Genomic DNA, 18,612 nt, shown 5'->3' with positions numbered 1-18,612 from the left:
ACGATCGCGTCACCGCGTGTTTGCCGGGGAGCGCGGGGCATGCGACGGCGGCTATTTCGCTTGCTGGACCTGTGCCGCGATCTTCTTGGTCAGGCCGAGGCCGGCGGCGCCCATGTCACTGGACTGGACGTTGTAGAAGGTGGTGATGACGACCTTCCCGACCCGAGTCGCCACCAGCGTGGTGCCGCCCTCCCACTCAGGTGCGGAGACGACGGCCTTGAGGGTCTGGTCGCCCACCTTCGGAACCTTCGTGGTCTTGACCGTCACCGCGGCGGTGGTGCCGCTGGAGGTGTCCTTGAAGTGCGCGCAGTGCGTGAGCACCTGCTCCAAGCGCGTCATGGCCTTTTGCGCGTCTGTGCCTCTGAAACTGTCGATCTCCTCGTTGAACTCCTCCTGGGAGGCGTTGGCGAAGTCGCCTTGGGCGAACGAGGCGCTGTGAATGCCGCTGGTCTCGATCCAGGCACTGGCCTCCAGCTTCGGGCAAGCGCTTGCCAGGTCGACAGCTGCGCTCGACGACGGGGCTGCGAAGACGTTCCCCGTGTCACGCGTGACTTTCGGGTCGGCCTTGTACCCCTTGGGCAGTACCCCGGCCGGAAGGAGCAGGGACTTGAGCCGGGTGCCGTTGAGCAGGCCGGCGTTCGGGCCGTCGGCAGATGACGAATCTGCCGTTCGACTGGCTGACGATGCGGACGAGGCCGTCGAGGGCTTGCTGGTGCCACCGGAGGAGCACGCGGCGAGGGCGAACGGCAGCGCGGCGGTCGTAGCGACCGTCACCAAGGCACGACGAAGCTTCATGAAGCCTTCTTCTGGGTCAAAAAACGAAGTCAGGAAAGCAAGAGAGGCCGTCGCGGTATGGGGGTGGGCGGTGCGGCAGGCGCTGATCGTAAGGCTGTGCGGCCATGGCGCCCAGACATCCGCCGCTGACTGGCGAGGGGCGGCCGGGGCATTGCAGGGGGAAGATCTCAGCGAAACCGGGCAGTTGCCCCTGGTTGTCGAGATTTTGCTATGGCGAATGTCACCGCGCCACGCGCCCTCGGGGCAACGGCGCGTGGACACCCTGCCGGTCAGCGGCGAGCATGAACCACATGTCTCAGCAACCTGAGCCCGGAGAATCGGGCGATGCTCTGTCCGAGCGGCTTACCCGTATCGAGGAGCTGCTGGTGCCCGCCCGGTCAGGGATAGGGCAGGCGGGGCGCCGGTTGCTGCCGGCGTGGCGGCGGGTGACACAGGGCGAGCCGCGCTGGCCGTCGACGCTTGCGGTGCTGGCGGCGATCGGGCTGCAGTGGCTGCTGCCCGAGCGGCTGGCCATTCATCCGGAGTGGCTGCTGCCGTCGTTGGAGACCGCGCTGCTGATCGCGCTCGTCGCTGCCAATCCGTACCGGATCGAGCGTGTCTCGCGGCTCTACCGGTTGGCGGGGCTGGCGCTGATCGCGATGATCAGCGCGGCGAACGGCTGGTCCGCGGTGCATCTGGTGATCGAGCTGGTCCAGGGAGCCGGAGGCGCCGACGCGGGACCGCTGCTGATGAGCGGCGGTGGTATCTGGCTCACGAATGTCATCGTTTTCGCGCTCTGGTACTGGGAGTGGGACCGGGGCGGTCCTGTCGCGCGCATGCAGGCCACCCGGACGTATCCCGATTTCCTCTTCCCGCAGATGCAGGCACCCGAACTTGTGCCGGAGCACTGGGAGCCCGCATTCCCCGACTACCTGTATCTGTCCTTCACCAACGCCACGGCGTTCAGTCCCACGGATGTGATGCCGCTGACCCGTTGGGCGAAGATGCTCATGCTCTTGCAGTCGGCGATCTCGCTGCTGACGGTTGTCCTGGTTGTCGCCCGCGCGGTCAACATCTTGAAGTGATCGCACGGATCCACCGCGGCGCAAGCGCCGACACCGCATCTCGCTTCGACTTCGGCTTGCACACCGCTACCCCGTACACCTCTAGCGCGTACACCTCCAGCCCCTATGTCTCGCAGGCGTTGAACGTCTTGCGCATACCCTAGGGGGGTATATGCTTCGGGAAATGCTCGGCTCCGGGCTTGGCATGACTACCCGGTGCCTGGCCCCAGACCTGGTGCCCGGCCGCACCCGACGTCCCGAGGGGAACCAAAATGAACACGCCCCCGATGACCACGCCCCTGAAGATCACCGCCTTCGTCACCGCGCTCGCCGCGTCCTTCGGTGCCGCCTACGGAGTGGGCAACGCCGTCACGCCCCTCACCACGGCCCGCGGACCGGTGGCGCATGCCGGACACCACGGCACCGGCACGCCGGAGGGAGGGCCGGGGGGAGGAGGGGCCCACGAGGAGGAAGGAGGGGTCCACGAGGAGGGTGGTCACGACGCGCCGCCGGGCGGACTGCAGGTCTCGGAGAGCGGCTACACCCTCGACCTCAAGACCCCGCGCATTTCGGCGGCCGAGCCGGCCGCACTCCGCTTCGCCATCCGCGACCGCGCGGGCCGGCAGGTCACCGCCTACCAGCGCGCGCACGGCAAGGAACTCCACCTGATCCTCGCTTCCCGGGACCTGGGCACCTACCGGCACCTGCACCCCACCCGGGCGGCCGACGGCACCTGGAGTACGAACGCCGAGCTCCCGGCAGCCGGTACGTACCGGCTCTTCGCCGACTTCACTCCCGCCGGCCAGGGTGCCAAGAACCTCACCCTGGGCACGGACCTCGCGGTCACCGGCAACTACCGGGCTGCCCCGCTACCTGCTCCCTCGGCCGTAGCCAAGGTCGACGGCTACACCGTCACTCTCGACGGCGAACTGCGCTCGGGGGCACCGGGCGAGCTGAACCTGAAGGTCACCAAGGCCGGCCGCCCGGTCACCGACCTCGACCCCTACCTCGGCGCCTACGGCCACTTGGTGGCCCTGCGCTCCGGAGACCTGGCCTACCTGCACGTCCACCCCAACGGCGCCCCCGGCGACGGAAAGACCAAGCCGGGCCCCGCCATCTCCTTCACCGCCACGGCGCCCAGCACCGGCTCGTACCGTCTCTTCCTTGATTTCCAGCACGAGGGCAAGGTCCGCACCGCGGCCTTCACGGTGCCTGTGGGGCACGGTACGGACCGGGCGGACAACGACCGCGCCACGGGCGGGAAAGCCGAAGCGGGTGAAGCTCACCATCGGCACTGATGAGTGCGCTGGGAAGCCTGATCGGGTTCGGCGGTGCGGAGTGGCCCCGATCAGGCTTCGCTGGGCCGGACGGGCCGTTGCCCCATCACGCCGAGGGGCGGTCCGAGCGCGAGGCCGTTACGACCACCGGCGCCAACCGCCCCGCCCCCCCCGCAATCCATCGGCGACCATCTCCACCAGCCACACCGCAATATCCGGTGACCACTCCCGCGTACGGCAGCCCAACCGCATGACCTCATGCATTCCCTCGGCATGCACCACACGGCCGAGATCGAGATCCAGTCCCGGCAGACCGCCGGCCGCCACGGACGGGGAGACATCCACCGCCCCCTGCGCCATCTCCCGCACCGCCTCGCACACGGTCACCGCATCACCCCTGCCCGGCCCACCCTTCCCAGGGCGGCAGGAGACAGTCACCACCACTTCGTGCCGGGCATCCGGATCCGCCAGGCCGAACCACGGCGCTAACTCGATCTGGTGGAAAGCGGTGTTGCGCTTGGTCGCCTGCAAGGGCAGCAGGGCATGCAGGCCGGTGAACGTCACCGCACCGACGCGAGCCAACGTCTCGGACAACGCCAGGGCGATCGGCCGGACGGGAAGGCCGGGACGCGGAGGGGCGGTAAGAACCCCGGCCTGCAGCCAGGCCAACTGGTGAACCCGGCCATCCTGTGTCCAGTCACCGCCGACCTCTTCATGAGCCCACGAGGTGGGCTTGTGGTGAGCCGTGACCTTTCCGCCCTCGTTCAGCCAGCTACTGAGGGTTTGCCAGCCGTAGGAACCGGCCCGATCGACCGCACGTGCCGCAGTACAGCGTCTGCGTCGAGGTGATCTTCTTGTGATCGTCGTCCGGGTAACCGACGAGGTCGACGTCGATGACGCTGCGGAACGAGTGCTTCGCGATCAGGTTCGTGCATTTCCAAGCGGCCGACGCCCGCTTAGCGCTTCCGCCACCGGAGTCGGAGTTCCCCCTCAGCGTTGGGTCGTGCAACGACTGAAACACGCCCAACCGGACTTTCCGTTTTCGTGCAGTCGTTTCAATCTTACGTCCTCGCGTGCCAACCCTCGGCTGTCCACGGCTCGTTGGTGACGTCGATGCCATCGCGGCCCGGCCGGGCTGCCGTGGGCCGGAGGGCGGCGCATCGGCCCGATGAGCGCGGCGGCATACTTGCCCGTCGGCGCGACGTGTTCATTCCCGCATGTGAGGAGCAGTCATGGCCGATCAGCCCACCGCTGAGAAGACAACGTTCCGGACGGTCTTCGAAGTGGGCGCCGATGCCCTGGCGCAGACGCAGCGCATGGCCGATACGTTCCAGCACGCGATCGCCCCGGCGACCGTGGACTACGACTTCGGTGAGATCAGCCGCGTGGCGGGGGAGATCCCCGACAGCTCGACGGTCAAGATCACCCGCGGCTGGGGGCTCCAGGAGACCGCTCCCACCGGCGTCATGGTGCTCTCGCTCAGGGAGGCCGTCCGCCAGGCACTGGCGCAGCCCTTCGGAAACCCCGCCTTCTGGGAGAAGGCCGAGGCGGCGCTCGCCGACGTCTTCGTCGGTCTCGGCGAACAGGAGGGCACCCACCTCTCGTTCCACGGGGACGCCACCGACAGCACCAGCTACTACTACAACCTGCTGTTCGCGCTCCAGGACGAGGAGACCGAGGGCTTCATCCACGCCGTCGCCTTCTGCGTCAATGTGACCATTGCGCTGGACGGGGAGAAGGCCCGCGCGCTGGCCCTCGACGACATCGCACGGTTCGCGATCCGGCTGAACGCGGTCGGCGTGCGGCAGGCACTCCGGCCCGCCGCCTGACCTCCGGCCGGGGCGTGGCGTGACGCCATGCCCCGGCTCGCCGTATCGCCGTGGTTCTCCGGACGTTTCCCGCCGGCGGGAACTCGACGCCCAGTCGGGCCGACTAGTGGGCTGTGGAACGGAGCGAGAATCGGTCAGGTCCCTCAAGGGGGCGGCGGGTGAGCGGTGCGGGCGGCCTCGATATGCGGTTTCGGGGTGTGGTGTGCCGGCACGGCCGCCTGGAGGCGGTGAACGGTGTCGATCTGGAGGTGGGTGCTGGTGAGCGGATCGCTCTGACCGGTACGAACGGGTCGGGCAAGACGACGCTGTTGCGGGCGGTGCTCGGGCTGCACCGGCAGGTCGACGGGGAGATTCTGGTCGGCGGGCGGGGGAGCCGTAGCGCCGCCGAGTGGGCGTGGCGGCGAAGGGCGTGCGGGTGGATTCCGCAGCGGCCCGCGGCCGGCCGTTTCCCGTTGCTGGCCAGGGAATTGCTGGCGAGCAGCGGTGCCCCGGCGGAGGCGGCGGACGCCGCTGAGCGGCTGGGCGTGGGTGAGGTCGCGGACCGGCCGGTGGGGAGTCTGTCGGGGGGCCAGTTGCAGCGTATGCACCTGGCGCGGGCGGTGGGGTGCGTGGCGGCCGGAGCGGGCGTGCTGCTCGCGGACGAGCCGACCGCGGCGCTGGACTTCGTGGGGCAGGAGGAGGCCGCGTACCTCCTTACCTCGCTGCCGGTGACACTGCTGGTGGTGACGCATGACCGGGCGATGGCGGCGCGGTGCGACCGGACGCTGGAGATGGCGGCCGGCCGGCTGCGGGAGGTGTCGTGAACGCGTGGGGGCAGGTCGGTGACCTGCTGCAGTTGGTTCCGGTGCAGCGGGCGGGGGCCGGACTGCTGCTGGCCGCCTTCGGGCTGCCGGTTGTCGGTGTGGTGATCGTCGGTCTGGACATCATGCCGGTGCGGTTCGCGATGATGCATGTGGCGCTGCTGGGCATCGCGGTGGGTCAACTGGTGGGCCTGGACCCGGTGTTGTGTGCGCTGGTGGCGTGTGCGCTGGCCGGTGCGGGGGTGGCTCCGCTGGCCCGGACCGCCGACGGCCTGTCCGGGGCGATGGGGCTGCTGATGAGCCTGGCGATCGCCGCCGCGCTGTTGATGCTGGCGCTGTCCGGGGTGAATGCCAATGGAGCGTTCGCGCTGCTGTGGGGGTCGATCCTGGCAGTGCGGCCGGCCGACCTTGCCGTGCTGGGCGTACTGGCCGTGGCCGTACCGGCGCTGTTCGTCTGGCGGCGCCGCGAGCTGTCTCTGCTGCTGCACGACCGGGAACTGGCGATGTGTTCCGGTGTGGCGGTGCAGCGGCTGACCGTTGTGCTGCTGGTTCTGGTGGCGGTCGCGGTGGCCGGTGCCCTTCGCCTTACGGGGGCCCTGCTGGTGGACGCGTTGACCCTGCTTCCGGCTCTCGCCGCCCGCCGCCTCGGGCGTTCGCTGGTGTCGATCACGCTCTGGGCGATCGGCATCGGCGTCGTCGTGAACGTCGTCGGCTTTCTGATCTCGCTGGCCTGGGACCTGCCGCCCGGTCCGGTCCTTGTCCTCGCCGCGGGGGCGGTCGCCCTTGCCGCTCATCTCCTACCCGAACGGAGAACCTCATCATGGCGCACGTCCGCGTCCTCTTCCGCGTCCTCTTCCGGCCCTTCGCCGCGGTCACCGCACTGAGTGCGGGGCTGGTCCTGCTGACCGGCTGCGGTGACGGATCCGGCAAGGCCGGTACGCACAGGGCCGGCACGTCGGGGTCGGCGTCGTCCGGTCCCGTAGTGGTCGCCACCTCCAGCTGGGAGGCGGCGCTGGCCAAGGCGGCCGGGGCCAAGAACGTCAGGTCCATCGTCCCCGCCTCGATCCGGCACGCGCCCGACTACGACCTGAAGCCGTCCGACCTGACCGCGGTCGCCGGCGCCGACTACGTCCTCTACGCCTCGTTCGAGCCGTTCGCGGGCCGGATCAAGGACGCGGCGGGCTCCAAGGCGAAGCTGGTCGAACTCACTCTGGACAACGCGCCCGCGACGACCAAGGCCGAGGTGACGAAGCTGGGCAAGAAGTTCGGCACGGAGGGGGCCGCCGCTCGGTGGAACGCCACGTTCTCGACGGAGTGGAACTCTCTTGCCAAGCAGGTGAAGGCCACGTGGCCCGGTGGCAAGACCCCGGCCGTGGCGGCGCAGATGTTCACGACATGGGCGGCCAAACTGGCCGGGGCGAAGGTGGTCGGTACGTACGGCCCGGAGGCGGTCACGCCCGCCCAGCTGTCCGCGCTCTCGGCGAAGAAGCCGAAGTTCGTGCTGGACAACGAGAACATGTCGACCGGGACCGTACTGCCCGGCTCGGGTGCCAGGCAGCTGAACATCGTGAACTACCCGGGCTCGGACCTCGACCTGCTCGCGGTCTACCGCAAGGCGGCCGGGCAGATGGAGAAGGCGTTCTCGGGTTCCTGAGCAGTCGCCTGGCACGGGATGGGGCGGGGCCGCTGTGTGCGGCCCCGCCCTTCGTGGCATCAGCCTGCCTGTGCATGGTCGGTGGGGAACTCCGCGGCCGCCCTCTCCCGTAGGGCGATGCGGTCGGGCTTACCCGCCGGGGTGAGGGGCAGTTCGTCGGTCACCAGCAGCAAACGCTCCGGATGTTTGCGGCGTTCCAGGCCACGCGCGTCCAGGTGGGCGCACAGGCTCTCAAGTCCCGGCTTTCGTCCGGGCCTTGGTACGACGCACGCCGCGAGCCGTTCGCCCATCAGCGGATCGGGGACGCCGACGCACATCACCTCGCGTACGTCCGGGTGGGAGGAGAGCTCCCCTTCGACCTCGGCGGGGCTGATGTTCGCGCCGCCGCGGATGACGATGTCCTTCAGGCGGCCGACGACGCGCAGGGTGCCGTCGTGGTCCAGCATGCCGAGATCGCCGGTACGGACCCAGCCCTCGGCCGTGCGGTAGCGCATGTTCAGCTCGGGTGCGCCGACGTAGCAGAGCGGAGTCATCGGGCCACGCGCGATGATCTCTCCCGCTTCGCCGGAGGAGTTCTCTTGCCGAGTGGCGATATCTCCTTGTAGCGGGGCGATTCGGATCTCGCAGACGCCGGAATCGGGCCGGCCCACCGCGATCCCAGGGGCGGTGTCCGGGCCGGGGTCCGGGCCTGGGTCCGGGCCGATGCCCGGGTGGTCATCGGGGGCGTTCGGCGAGGTCAGGCCGCTGTGGCAGTTGACGCCGTCGGCGGAGCCGTAGAGGTTGACCACCGCGCAGCCGAAGGCCCGGCGGGCTTCGGCGCGGGTTGCCGCGTCGAGCGCGGAGCCGCCGAGTACCAAGGCGGTCAGCCCGGTCAGCCCGGTCGGCCCGGTCGGCCCGGTCAGCCCGGTCAGCCCGGTCGGCCCGGTCAGCCCGCTCCGACGGGGCGGCGTATCGGCTCCGTCCGGCAGCCGGTCGAGCATCATGCGCACCATGGTGGGCACGCCCAGTACGTGGGTGGGCCGGTGGGCACGGATCGCCTCCAGGGCGGCGTCGGGCGTGAAGCGGTCGAGCAGCACGAGGGAACCGCCGTGCCGGGCGAGGGTGACGGCGGTTCCGTTGCTGCCGAAGGCCGAAGCGAGCGGCACCAGGAAGAGGCAGCGGGGCGGTGTGCCGTCGCGGAGCAGAGGCGCGAGCGCGTTGCCGCGGCCGCCGGCGAGCGCGTTGTGCGAGTACGCCACCATCTTGGGCTCGGCCTCGGACCCGGAGGAAACCAAGATCCGGGCCGCTGTGTCGGGGTCGGGGCGAGCGGGAGTGAACGCGGTCGCGTCGGTGCGCAGGAGGCCGGCCAGCGACAGGCAGCCATCGGGGACCGGGCCGGGGCCGGCTGCGATCACCGCGCGCAGGGCGGGCAGTTCGCCGGGGAGCCGGGACAGTTCGGCCAGCTCCTGTGCGTGCTCGACGCCACGGTGTACGGAGGCGGCGATGACCGCGCGGGCTCCGGAGCGGCCGAGCAGCGACAGCGCCTCCCGCCCGCCACGTCCGACCGGGAACGGCAGGACGACGGCGCCGAGCGCGGCCACGGCGAGGTCCGCTGCCACCGCTTCTCTGCTGTTGGGGAGTTGGACGCCTACGACATCACCGGGACAGACACCTGCATCGGCGAGCCCGGCGGCCAGACATCGTGCCTGGTCGTCCAGTTCGGCGTAACCGACCTCGCCGCGCGCGTCGATGACGGCTATGCCGTGCGGGTCGGCGATCCGTCGTGCTCGGAACAGCGCGTACAAGTCCAGGTCGGGGCAGTGGCCTTCGGCGGCCCAGGCGCGCCGCAGTGTGGCGGGGACCAGATCGTGGAACCGGGAGGGGAACTGGAATGGGGACCGGGGTGAGACGCGGGGTGCGGACCGGGGTGCGGACCGAGGTGCGGACTCGGATGTCATGCGAACCTCCAGGGGGAGGGGACGGTGAGGGAACCGTGGGCATCGCGGGTGAAGGCCCCGCTCAGGCGCGGGTCTTCCGGCAGCGCGGCGAGGTCAGTGGTGACGGCGGTGGCGGATCGGCCCTGTTCGCGCAGGGCGGCGACCGCCTGGTCCGACGTCAGTCCGCGTAGCCGCGCCGACGCGGCACCCGCCGCGCGGGAAGAGGCGTCGGCCGGCGCCACCCATCCATCGGCCGTCGGCAGCGGGCGGCGGAATCCGGCCGGGCGCCGCGGATCCCGGCCCGCCGCGGCCCGCCGCAACTCGGGTGCGGTGAGCGTTTCCGCGGCGCCCAGCAGCGAGGACTCCACCCGTACACCGCGGCCGGTGCGCTCACGCAGCAGCAGACCGGCCAGCACGGCCTCGGCGCCGACCAGCCCGCCCAGTACATCGATCAAGGTCATCAGGGACGGGGCGGGCGGCTCGTCGGCGGGCCGGGCCGCTTCGCCGACGCCGGTACGGGCCTGGACCATGAAGTCGGTGCCCATCGGGGCATCCCGCAGGCGGCCCGCCCAGCCGCTGGTGTACGCGTACACCAGGCGCGCATTGACGGACGAGAGACGGCCGGCGCCCAGCCCGAACCGTTCCGCCTTGCCCGGGGCCCAGTTGTGCAGGAAGACGTCCGCGTCGGCGGCCAGCTCGCGCAACTCCGCCTGTCCTGCGGGGGACTTGATATCGATCTCCACGGCGCGCTTGCCCCGGTTGAGGGCGAGCCAGCGGGCCGAGACGCCCGAGGTGCACGGCGGCATGCCGCGCAGTGGATCCCCGCCGGGCGGTTCGATCCGTACGACGTCCGCGCCGAGCAGGCCGAGCAGATGGGCGGCGAGCGGGGCCTGGATGCGGCGGCCCGCTTCCAGCACGGTCAGACCGGAGAGCGGAAGGGCGCCGGGGAGAAGAGGGCCGGAGGCGGAGGGGGGCCCGGCCTTTGCATACGGGGTCCCGACCTCGCCATACGGCGTCCCGGCCGCGGCATATGGCGTCACGGTCCATGGTGCGGCCGGGGTCGCCTCCGCCGCCCGCTCGGCCAGCGTACGCAGCGCGCACACCTCGGCCCCCGAGGTGGCGGCCGCCTCCCGTATGCGCGTCCAGGAGGCGGCGCCCGCGGTCCGGTGCAGCGCCTCGGGCAGGGGTGCGCAGGCGGTGGCATAACGGAACTGGAAGGCGGGCCAGCCGGCCCGTATCGCCTCCTCCGGCGCGCCGAGTGCGCGCCAGAACCGGGCCCAGGGGGCGGGCTCCAGCGCCTCCAGCTCGAAACGGGTGCCACCTGCGGCGGTGAACGGCGGGCCGCCTGGAGCCGGGGTCACCGCCTCCGCCTCGGGGGCGTTCGCCGCCGCGAGGTACTGGGAAATCGTCAGCAGTGCGGCCCGGTCGGCCCCGGTGGCCACGTCCGTGGCGCCGTCCCCGCCACGCGCCTGGCCCAGAAGCGCGGCGAGGAGGCCCTGCACGGTGAGGACGGACGCACAGGTGGCGGCATAGTCAACGGCGAGCCCCCGGGGACCGCCGGCGCGCCTGCCGTGCACATGCATCATCCCGGTGGCCGCCTGAACGGTTGCCTCGTCGGCGGCGTCCGCATCCGGCAGCGCATCCGCCCAGGCGGCGTGCGCGGTGACCTCGCCCGGTCCCGGGCCGGTCGCGGCGAACCGGGCGGGCCCCGGCTGCGCCGGCGGTGTCCTCGGCACCCTCGCGCCGAGCGACCGCAAGTGGGCGAGAGCCGGTGCGGTGAGAGCGGCAGGACCCCAGACCCGTACGTCCACCTCCTCCAGCGGCCGGTTCGCACCGATAACAGTGGGGTGACCCAAGGCATTCACGGCATTCACAGCGTTCACGGCGTTCCTCTCCGGCGGCGGTGCGCGCCGCGTGTCTCCCACGGACGTGGACGGACGTCGATGGACGCAGACGGATGTAGGCGGATGTAGCGGATGTAGCCGTACGGGAACCAGACGACGACCGGGGCCGACCAACTCCACAGCCAGTAAGTCGGACTGTCGGTTCACCGAGTTCCCGGTGAACGCGGAGGAAAGCCGTGAACTCAATGGATCGCACGCAGGGCACCCCGAGTGCGGGCCCGGCCATCGGCCCCGACCCGTTCGGGCTGCCCGACTGTCCGCCCGAAGTGGCCGAGCTGCGCGGGCGCGTGGCGGCATTCGTAGGGGAGCGGGTGATGCCCGGCGAGCCGGTGCTCGACGCGGGCGGACCGGCCGCACGGGTCGAGCTGCGCAGGCTCCAAGGGGCGGCGAAGGACGCCGGGTTGTGGGCGCTGCCGCTTCCCACTGAGTTCGGCGGGCAGGGACTTCCACTGTCTCGGTACGCGCATCTGGCCGAGGCGGAAGGGGCCAGCGACCACGGCCCCGCCGCCCTCGGTTCGGCGTCCCTGCTGGACGTGCTGATGCTCGGCCGCCACGCCACCGAGCCCGTCCTGGAGCGTCATGTGCGGCGCGTCGCGGCGGGAGAACTGCGCACGTGCTACGCGATGACCGAGCCCGACACCCCTGGCACCGATCCCGCACTGACCACGACCCGCGCCGAAGCCGGGCCCGACGGGGCCTGGACCCTGCACGGCCGCAAGTGGTTCATCACCGGCGCCGGCGACGCCGACCTGGTGACCGTGATGGCCCGGACCGGCGACGACCTGTCGCTGCTCGTGGTCCCCACGTCCGCGCCCGGATTCCGGGTGGTGCGCGAACTGCCGGTCCTTGGCACGGGCGGCCAGTGGGAGATCGAACTGGACGGCGTCACCGTGCCCGCGGACCACCTGGTCGGCGAGCGTGGCCAGGCGCTGCGGATCGCCGGGGAGCGGCTGCGGCTCGGTCGCGTCCTGCGCTGTCTGCGCTGGCTCGGACAGGCCGAGCGGGCCTTTGACCTGATGTGCGTGCGGGCCCGGTCACGGATCCAGTCGTCCGGTCCGCTGGCCGACCGCCAGCTCGTACAGCAGCTGGTCTTCGATGCCTTGCTGGCAATCCGCACGACCAGGCCGCTGGTGTACGAGGCGGTGGCCCGCCTGGAGGCGGGCGGCGACGCCCGAGTGGAGACCGGGCTCGCCAAGGTCGCGGCGGCCCGGATGCTGCAGCTGGTCGCCGACGCGGCGATCCAGGTATACGGCGCGGCCGGGCTCGGGCCCGATACCGCCCTGCCGGGGCTGTTCCGTACGGGGCGCGCGGCCCGGCTGCTCGACGGCCCGGACGAGCTGCACATCGCCGCGGTGGCCCGCCGGGTCCTGCGCGGCTACGCCATCCCCTCGTGAACGGCATCCCATCCGAATGCCATCCCTCGTGAACGGCGTCCCCTCCGAATGCCGTCACATCGTGAACGGCTCCACCAGCCCGGTGAGCAGCGCCAGCCCCCACGCGAAGAAGAAGTCTCCCCAGATCAGCTCATGGCGAGTGGCGAGGCCACCCGCGGCGTCGTAACAGCCGTCCAGCAACGCACCCGAGGGGGACAGGTGCGCTTCGGCCAACTGGCGCAGCATCAGGCGCCCTCGGTCCGCCAGGCGATCGCCCTCCTGCCCGTCGCCCGCACTCCGCGCGAGCCTGGCCAGCTTCAACGCGGCCACCGCCTCGATAGCGGCGGCGGAGGTATCCACCAGGCCGCTCGGGTGCCCCTCCTGAGCGAGCGGGACCAGTCGTGCACCGGGGGCGAGGCGCAGCGCGGTCAACTGCCCGGCCGGCTCGCGCAGCTGGTCGTCCCCGAGCCAGTGGAGCCCGTCGGCCACCCCGAGCAGCAGCCACGCCGCCGTACGGCTCCAGCCAGGCGCCGGCTTGGAGCGGGCCGTCCAGGCACCTCCCGGTCGGGCCTGCCACGCGGGACGGGGCGGGTCCTGGGCGAGGCACAGTTCAAGATGCCGGGTGAGATGGCCGTGCGCAGCGGCCTTGCCGTCGCCCGTCGCGTGCGCCAGCAGGGGTACCAGCCCCGGTACCCCGTCCGCCCGCGCCAGCATCCGCGGCCCGCCGAACGCGTCGCCCCATGGCACCACCCCCCACTGAGGTTCGTACGCGGCAAGGCAGGCCCGCGCCGCCTCCGCTCGCAGCTCGGCCGCCGCCGTGTCGCCGCCCGGCCCGGCGCCCAGTGCGGTGCCGTACCAGAACACCAGGCCGCGGGTGGCGGTGTCCCGCTCGACCCAGTACCTCAGCCGCTGGGTGCAGTCGGCCGCCGCGGCGCGGTGGTCCGGGCCGCCCGAGGACAGCGCACGCAACCACAACAGCCCGGCCCAGAAACCCCCGGTCCACGAACCCCGTGAGGTGGACTTCCATGAGCCGCTGTCCGGATCCGCGTACAGCGGGAAGCGCGGACCGACCGCGTCCGCCGTCACCGATACCCGCTCCCACAGGGACGCCAGCGCCCGACCGGCCCAACCCGCCTCCTCCGGCGACGTGTTCATCCCGCTTCCCTCCGGCGACGGGACATCAGCGGCACCGCAACCATCGCCGCCGCCGCGAACTCGGCCGCCACCAGCAGCCACCCCGGCGCGTAACCGGAGGCCGAGACCAGCGCACCGAACAGCGGTGGGCCCACCGCAAACCCGGCGAAGAAGCCCGCCGACACCAGCGCCGAGTCCTGCCCCGCACGGCCCGGCGCCGCGCGTTGCAGCACCAGGACCATGGACACCGCGTTCGCCGACACCGCGAACGCTCCGACGGCGAGCGCGGCCACCCACACCAGCGGATGCGCCAGGACCGCGACGGCCAGGAGCAGCGCCGCGCCCACCGCACCGGCCGCCAGCAGCATGGGCAGCGCCTCGGCCCGTCCCGGCCGCCCCGCCGCACGCGACCACCCCACACGTCCGCCGATGCCGGCCACGCCGAGTACGGCCACCAAGGCGGCGGCCGTGGTCGGTGAGAGCCCCAGCCGCTGCGAACCGAACAACGCCAGGTAGGTGTTGACCGAGGCGATGCCGCAGCCGAGCAGCAGGGAGAAGACGGCCAGCCGTCGCGTCACACCGTACGAGGACGATGCCGGGAGCGGCCCCCGACCCTTCGCCATCGTGTCGTGCGGCAGCACGCGCGCGGCCCACACCGCACCCAACGCCGCCGCGCCGGCCGCTGTCCACACCGCCCCGCGCCAGCCCACCCCCGCCGCCAGCAGCGACAGCGGCAGTCCCGCCACGAAGGCACCGACCTGTACCCCGGACTGCTTGAGCCCGGTGACTCCACCGCGGCGTGCGGCCGGAATCGCGGCGAGGATCACCTTGTTGGTGGCCGGATTGGCCAAGGCCTGCGGCAGCCCGCCGAGTGCCACCGCCAACAGCAGCGCCGCTGTGCCCCGAGCGGCGCCGATCAGCGTCAGCGAGACGGACGCAAGCAGCAGCAGCGCCACCAGGCAGCGCCGCGGACCCACCCGGTCGACCAACCGCCCGGCCGCCGGTGACAGCAGCGCTGCCGAGCCGAAGCCCGCAGTCGTCGTCAGACCCAGCACCGTACGGGAGACCCCCAACTCGGCCACCAGGCGCGGCCCGAGCGCGCCGACGAGGAAGAGCTGCAGCATCGAGAACGCCATCGCGGACGTCAGCAGCAGCGTCACCGCCCGCCCCGCGCCTCGCGACCGGGCTATGTCGCCACCGGGCCCGGCGGCCTCCGATTCCGTCCCACGCTTCACCCGCACGCAGCCCTCCCGAAACTCCGCCCCGTGTGGGGCCCGGCCCAGTCAGTCGTACGGGCCGGGCCCCCAGTTCCCGGTCACCGGCCCCCGACGGCTCCGTGGGCCGAGGACCGCGAATCCGTCAGCCGGCCGGAGCGGAAGTACGCCGGCGCGCGATCATGCCGAGAGCGATGTCCACGACCAGGAACGCGACGAGCGAGATGCCCAGCAAGGGCACCGCCCAGCCCACCACCCCTACGCCGAGCGCGAGCGGAATCAGCACGGGCAGCGGAATCTGCCGCCACGCGCCGCGTGGCATCGGACGTCCGAAGGACAAGGCGCGGTCGCGAGTAGGACGGCGCTGCCACCACATCCGGTAGCCCCAGACAGTCAGGAAGATCAGCGCGAGCGCGAGCGCGGCCAGGGCGATCTGGTTGACGATGCCGAAGAGGGTTCCGGTGTGCAGGTCGATGCCGTAGCGGGTGAGCTTGGCCAGGACGGGATAGTCGGCGAAGCGCGAGACGTCGGTGACCTGGCCGGTGGCCGGGTTCACGGCGATGGCGTCCTGCTTCTCGGGCCAGCTGCGCTGGACCTGCTTGACGACATAGGCGGTGCCCTTGGCCGTCGGCAGGTCGATCTCGACGGGGTTGGTCAGCCCCTCGGCGCGGGCCGCCTTGAACACCTTGTCGACGCCGACATCCGACGCAGCGGATCCGGATCCGCCCGGCGCGCCGCCGGTCCGTCCGTCCCTTCCGTCCATCCCCGGCATGCCGGGCATCCCCGCCATCCCTGCGGAGCCGCCGTGGTGGGCGTGTTCCTCGGCCACGGCGGTCGACACGCTCGGGGTCGCCTGCCCCAGGGACTGGCGGAGCTCGTCGATGTTCGCCCCGGCGTACGCGGACCAGGTCAGGCCGGTCGCGGAAAGGAAGAACAGGCCGACCGCTGCCCACAGCCCCACCGCGCCGTGCCACGACAGCGTCCGGCGGCGGCCGGTGGCGGCGCGATCCGGCAGCGCGAGGGCCCGCAGCTTGCGGTTCGTACGCTTGCGGCCGATCCACAGCGCGAGACCGCCGCCGGCGACCACCCACAGCCAGCTGGCGGCCAGTTCGCTGTAGAGCCGGCCGTTCTCCCCCAGGTGCAGGTTGCGGTGGAGATCGTCGAGCCAGGTGCGCAGCGGCAGGGCGCCCGTGGAGCCGTACGTCTCCAGCGCGCCCCGGACGTCGCCGGTATACGGGTTGACGAAGACGGCGAGCTGGTGGTCGGCGGGCACTCCCGGCACGTCGGAGAGCAGGACACGAGTGGTGTCCCCCGGCAGCGGCGCCGGGCGTACGGCGGCGACCTCGCCCTCCGGGTGCGCCATGCGGGCGTCGGCGACCTGCCGGGACAGCGGCAGCGTGTGCGCATCGGTCGGGACGGTCAACTCATGGGCGTAGAGCACCTTCTCGGCCTGGAACGAGCCCGCGTACAGCAACCCGGTGACGGCGGCGACAAGGAGGAAGGGCGCGATGAGAACACCGGCGTAGAAGTGCAGGCGCAGCACCAGCGGGCGAAGGGCGGACCATCCGGTACGGCGTACGGCCGCCCGTTGCTCGCCGGAGCCGACGGTGTCCGAGGTATCGCCGGTATTGCCGGTCTCGCTCGATGCGAGACGTTGTTCAGTGGGCACGCGGGTGCTCCCAGCTCGAAGGTGATGTGGCCCAGTCCGCTGCCGTGCCGCTTCAGGGAGTCGGGTAAACGGAAGCGCCAGTTCCCGCTGTGTGGTGTGAGGTGGCCCATACGGCAGCTTGTTGAGATCTGCACCGCACCCACCCTCCCGGGGGGCGCGAGGGGGATGGCACGATGTCCGGCATGACCACAGGGCCGGTCTCACGTGCTGCACGAGCCGCGATCTTCGCGGCCGTGTGCGTGACGACGGCGGCTCTGGGGCACGCGTTGATGTCCGGGCAGCCCCTGCAGTGGTGGGCGCCGGCCGTCGCATTCGGCGCCACGGGCGCTGCCGCATGGTGGCTTGCCGGGCGGGAACGCGGAGCGCTCGTCATCGTCGGCTCCACGGTTGTGGCCCAGCTCGGACTGCACTCGCTGTTCGGTCTGGCGCAGGTGTCCACGGTCGCCGGCGCAAGGGACGTCTCGCCCGAAAAGCAATGGGCGGCGCGATTCTTGTGCGATGGGTACGAAACCGGCCCTACGCCCGAGTCGCTCGCGTCGGTGGTCCGGCTGCTGCGTCAGATGGGCCTCGGCCCGGAGACCACCCACGCGCCTCCGCCGACGCCGATGGGCGGCATGCGGGGGATGAGCGGTATGGCCGGCATGGCTGACATGCCGGCCACACACGCCGCACACATGGGCCATATGGGCGCGATGCCGGGCGACATGGGCCAGATGCCGATGATGCACTCCGGCCAGGGAACCCTCGGCATGTTCCTCGTCCATGCGCTGGCCGCGCTGGTGTGCGGGCTGTGGCTGTGGCGCGGGGAGGCGGCCGCGTTCCGGCTCGCCCGCAGCGTGGCCGCGGTGCTGTTCGCGCCCCTGCTGCTGATCCTGACGACGCTGAGCCGGCCCGGTCCGAAGCCGTCCGCGCGCCCGGTAGCCGGCGCCGGTCATGTCATGCGCCTGCGCGGGGTGCTCCTGCAGTACGTCGTCTCACGCCGGGGCCCGCCGCGGCTTTCGGTCTGCTGCTGACCGCTCGTCCCGAGTTCCCCGGCATCGTCCGGGATTCTCCGATGTCGTCCGGGAATCAGGGAATCTTCCCTTCCCCTTCTGCAAGGCGCATTGATCCGGTGGCGGGCGGAGTACCGGCGTGTCCGCGCGGCTGCCTCCCTCATACCTCCGTGAGCGCTGCCGTCCCACACGCCGGCCCTTGGCCCCGCGGCCCTTCGGCCTGCCCGTAGACGTACGCCCGTCCAGACGCGCCCGTCGGCTGTCTCCCGCCGACCGTCGCCACCGGCCTTCGTGCGTACGGGTACTCGGAGTGCCGCTCACCGACGGGCCGTGCCATGCCGTGGTACGGCCCGCACCCTCCGAAGGACATGTGGCGATGATTCCTGCCCTTGTTGGTCCGGCCCGCGGAAAGCGGACCGCCGTGGACGATGAGCAGCTGACCGGCTTGGCGCTGGCCGCGCGAGACGGTGACCCCGTCGCCATCGAGCGCTTCATCCGCGCCTCCCACCGCGATGTATGGCGATTCGTGGCGCACTTGAGCGGTGACACGAACGGCGCCGATGACCTCGCCCAGGAGACGTTTCTGCGCGCCCTCACCAGCCTGCCGAGATTCGCCGGGCGCTCCTGCGCCCGCACCTGGCTGCTCTCCATCGCCCGCCGTGTGGTGATCGACCGCTACCGGTCCGCCGCCGCCCGTCCGCGGATCGCCGATGTCGACGACTGGCAGGCGGTCGCGGAACACCGGCAGCCCAGCGGACTGCCGGGATTCGATGACGGGCTGGCGCTGGGCGAGTTGCTCGATGCGCTTGATGGCGAGCGCCGCGAAGCGTTCGTTCTCACGCAGCTGGTCGGAATGCCGTACGCGGATGCCGCGGCGGTCGTGGGCTGCCCGGTCGGCACCGTACGGTCCCGCGTGGCTCGCGCTCGCGCCGACCTCACGGGCTGGCTGAGGTCTGCCGAAACCTGCGCGCGAGTTCCGCACACAGCCGCGGCGTAACCGGGCGCCAGGGGA

Annotated in this window: 16 protein-coding genes; 9 read left to right on the top strand and 7 right to left on the bottom strand. The window is 71.7% G+C overall.

The genetic code is table 11. The annotated features are described in order from the left end of the window. Positions 1-51: 51 nt before the first annotated feature. The gene (locus ACZ4S3_RS19930) at positions 52-795 is read right to left on the bottom strand and encodes a hypothetical protein (RefSeq protein WP_467935921.1); all 744 of its coding nucleotides are present in this window, start codon (positions 793-795) and stop codon (positions 52-54) included. 290 nt (positions 796-1,085) lie between these two features. Between ACZ4S3_RS19930 and ACZ4S3_RS19925 the strand changes: the two genes are divergently transcribed. Next, a complete protein-coding gene (locus ACZ4S3_RS19925; RefSeq protein ID WP_467935920.1) occupies positions 1,086-1,859 on the top strand; it encodes a hypothetical protein in 774 nt (257 codons plus the stop codon). A gap of 266 nt (positions 1,860-2,125) precedes the next feature. Then, positions 2,126-3,136 (top strand): hypothetical protein, encoded by a 1,011-nt coding sequence (locus tag ACZ4S3_RS19920; protein WP_467935918.1) that lies wholly within the window; start codon positions 2,126-2,128, stop codon positions 3,134-3,136. Between the two features lie 117 nt (positions 3,137-3,253). Here the strand turns inward: ACZ4S3_RS19920 and ACZ4S3_RS19915 are convergent, their stop codons facing one another. Continuing rightward, entirely contained in the window at positions 3,254-3,679 is a 426-nt protein-coding gene (locus ACZ4S3_RS19915) for a hypothetical protein (RefSeq protein WP_467935915.1), read from the bottom strand. Positions 3,680-4,347: 668 nt separating this feature from the next. On the opposite strand from ACZ4S3_RS19915, the gene ACZ4S3_RS19910 reads away from it, so the two are divergent. From ACZ4S3_RS19910 to ACZ4S3_RS19895, 4 genes are all read left to right on the top strand, one after another. After that, on the top strand, positions 4,348-4,944 hold the full coding sequence (locus tag ACZ4S3_RS19910) for a Type-2Aa cytolytic delta-endotoxin (protein ID WP_467935914.1): 597 nt from the start codon (positions 4,348-4,350) through the stop codon (positions 4,942-4,944). A gap of 182 nt (positions 4,945-5,126) precedes the next feature. Next, positions 5,127-5,747: an ATP-binding cassette domain-containing protein gene (locus ACZ4S3_RS19905; RefSeq protein WP_467936458.1), complete on the top strand. Its 621-nt coding sequence runs from the start codon at positions 5,127-5,129 to the stop codon at positions 5,745-5,747. Continuing rightward, entirely contained in the window at positions 5,744-6,628 is an 885-nt protein-coding gene (locus ACZ4S3_RS19900; protein ID WP_467935912.1) for a metal ABC transporter permease, read from the top strand. The genes ACZ4S3_RS19905 and ACZ4S3_RS19900 overlap by 4 nt, the downstream gene beginning before the upstream one ends. Beyond that, entirely contained in the window at positions 6,565-7,398 is an 834-nt protein-coding gene (locus ACZ4S3_RS19895) for a metal ABC transporter substrate-binding protein (protein WP_467935909.1), read from the top strand. Before ACZ4S3_RS19900 ends, ACZ4S3_RS19895 begins: the two co-directional genes overlap by 64 nt. A gap of 59 nt (positions 7,399-7,457) precedes the next feature. Here the strand turns inward: ACZ4S3_RS19895 and ACZ4S3_RS19890 are convergent, their stop codons facing one another. Together ACZ4S3_RS19890 and ACZ4S3_RS19885 are read right to left on the bottom strand one after the other, a co-directional pair. Beyond that, the gene (locus ACZ4S3_RS19890; protein ID WP_467935906.1) at positions 7,458-9,335 is read right to left on the bottom strand and encodes a class I adenylate-forming enzyme family protein; all 1,878 of its coding nucleotides are present in this window, start codon (positions 9,333-9,335) and stop codon (positions 7,458-7,460) included. Then, entirely contained in the window at positions 9,332-11,197 is a 1,866-nt protein-coding gene (locus ACZ4S3_RS19885; protein WP_467935904.1) for a CoA transferase, read from the bottom strand. Before ACZ4S3_RS19885 ends, ACZ4S3_RS19890 begins: the two co-directional genes overlap by 4 nt. Before the next feature lie 206 nt (positions 11,198-11,403). On the opposite strand from ACZ4S3_RS19885, the gene ACZ4S3_RS19880 reads away from it, so the two are divergent. After that, complete coding sequence (locus ACZ4S3_RS19880) at positions 11,404-12,612, top strand: acyl-CoA dehydrogenase family protein (RefSeq protein WP_467936456.1); 1,209 nt, start codon at positions 11,404-11,406, stop codon at positions 12,610-12,612. Between the two features lie 54 nt (positions 12,613-12,666). On the opposite strand, the gene ACZ4S3_RS19875 is transcribed toward ACZ4S3_RS19880, so the two are convergent. The 3 genes from ACZ4S3_RS19875 to ACZ4S3_RS19865 form a co-directional block, all read right to left on the bottom strand. Beyond that, entirely contained in the window at positions 12,667-13,746 is a 1,080-nt protein-coding gene (locus tag ACZ4S3_RS19875; RefSeq protein ID WP_467935902.1) for a sugar ABC transporter permease, read from the bottom strand. Further along, the gene (locus ACZ4S3_RS19870; RefSeq protein ID WP_467936454.1) at positions 13,743-14,861 is read right to left on the bottom strand and encodes an MFS transporter; all 1,119 of its coding nucleotides are present in this window, start codon (positions 14,859-14,861) and stop codon (positions 13,743-13,745) included. The genes ACZ4S3_RS19875 and ACZ4S3_RS19870 overlap by 4 nt, the downstream gene beginning before the upstream one ends. A gap of 223 nt (positions 14,862-15,084) precedes the next feature. Further along, positions 15,085-16,608, bottom strand: coding sequence for a PepSY-associated TM helix domain-containing protein (locus ACZ4S3_RS19865; protein ID WP_467935900.1), 1,524 nt, complete (start codon positions 16,606-16,608; stop codon positions 15,085-15,087). A 182-nt stretch (positions 16,609-16,790) separates the two neighbouring features. Between ACZ4S3_RS19865 and ACZ4S3_RS19860 the strand changes: the two genes are divergently transcribed. Both ACZ4S3_RS19860 and ACZ4S3_RS19855 read left to right on the top strand, forming a co-directional pair. Continuing rightward, complete coding sequence (locus ACZ4S3_RS19860) at positions 16,791-17,621, top strand: PE-PGRS family protein (protein ID WP_467935898.1); 831 nt, start codon at positions 16,791-16,793, stop codon at positions 17,619-17,621. A 355-nt stretch (positions 17,622-17,976) separates the two neighbouring features. Then, positions 17,977-18,597 carry a sigma-70 family RNA polymerase sigma factor gene (locus ACZ4S3_RS19855; RefSeq protein ID WP_467935895.1) on the top strand — a complete coding sequence of 207 codons (621 nt, stop codon included), beginning with the start codon at positions 17,977-17,979 and terminating at the stop codon, positions 18,595-18,597. The last annotated feature ends 15 nt before the right edge of the window (positions 18,598-18,612 follow it).

Source organism: Streptomyces sp. NPDC028368 (assembly GCF_055565615.1).
Note: the sequence above shows the minus strand (reverse complement) of the source record. Positions and strands in the feature narration are given on the sequence as shown.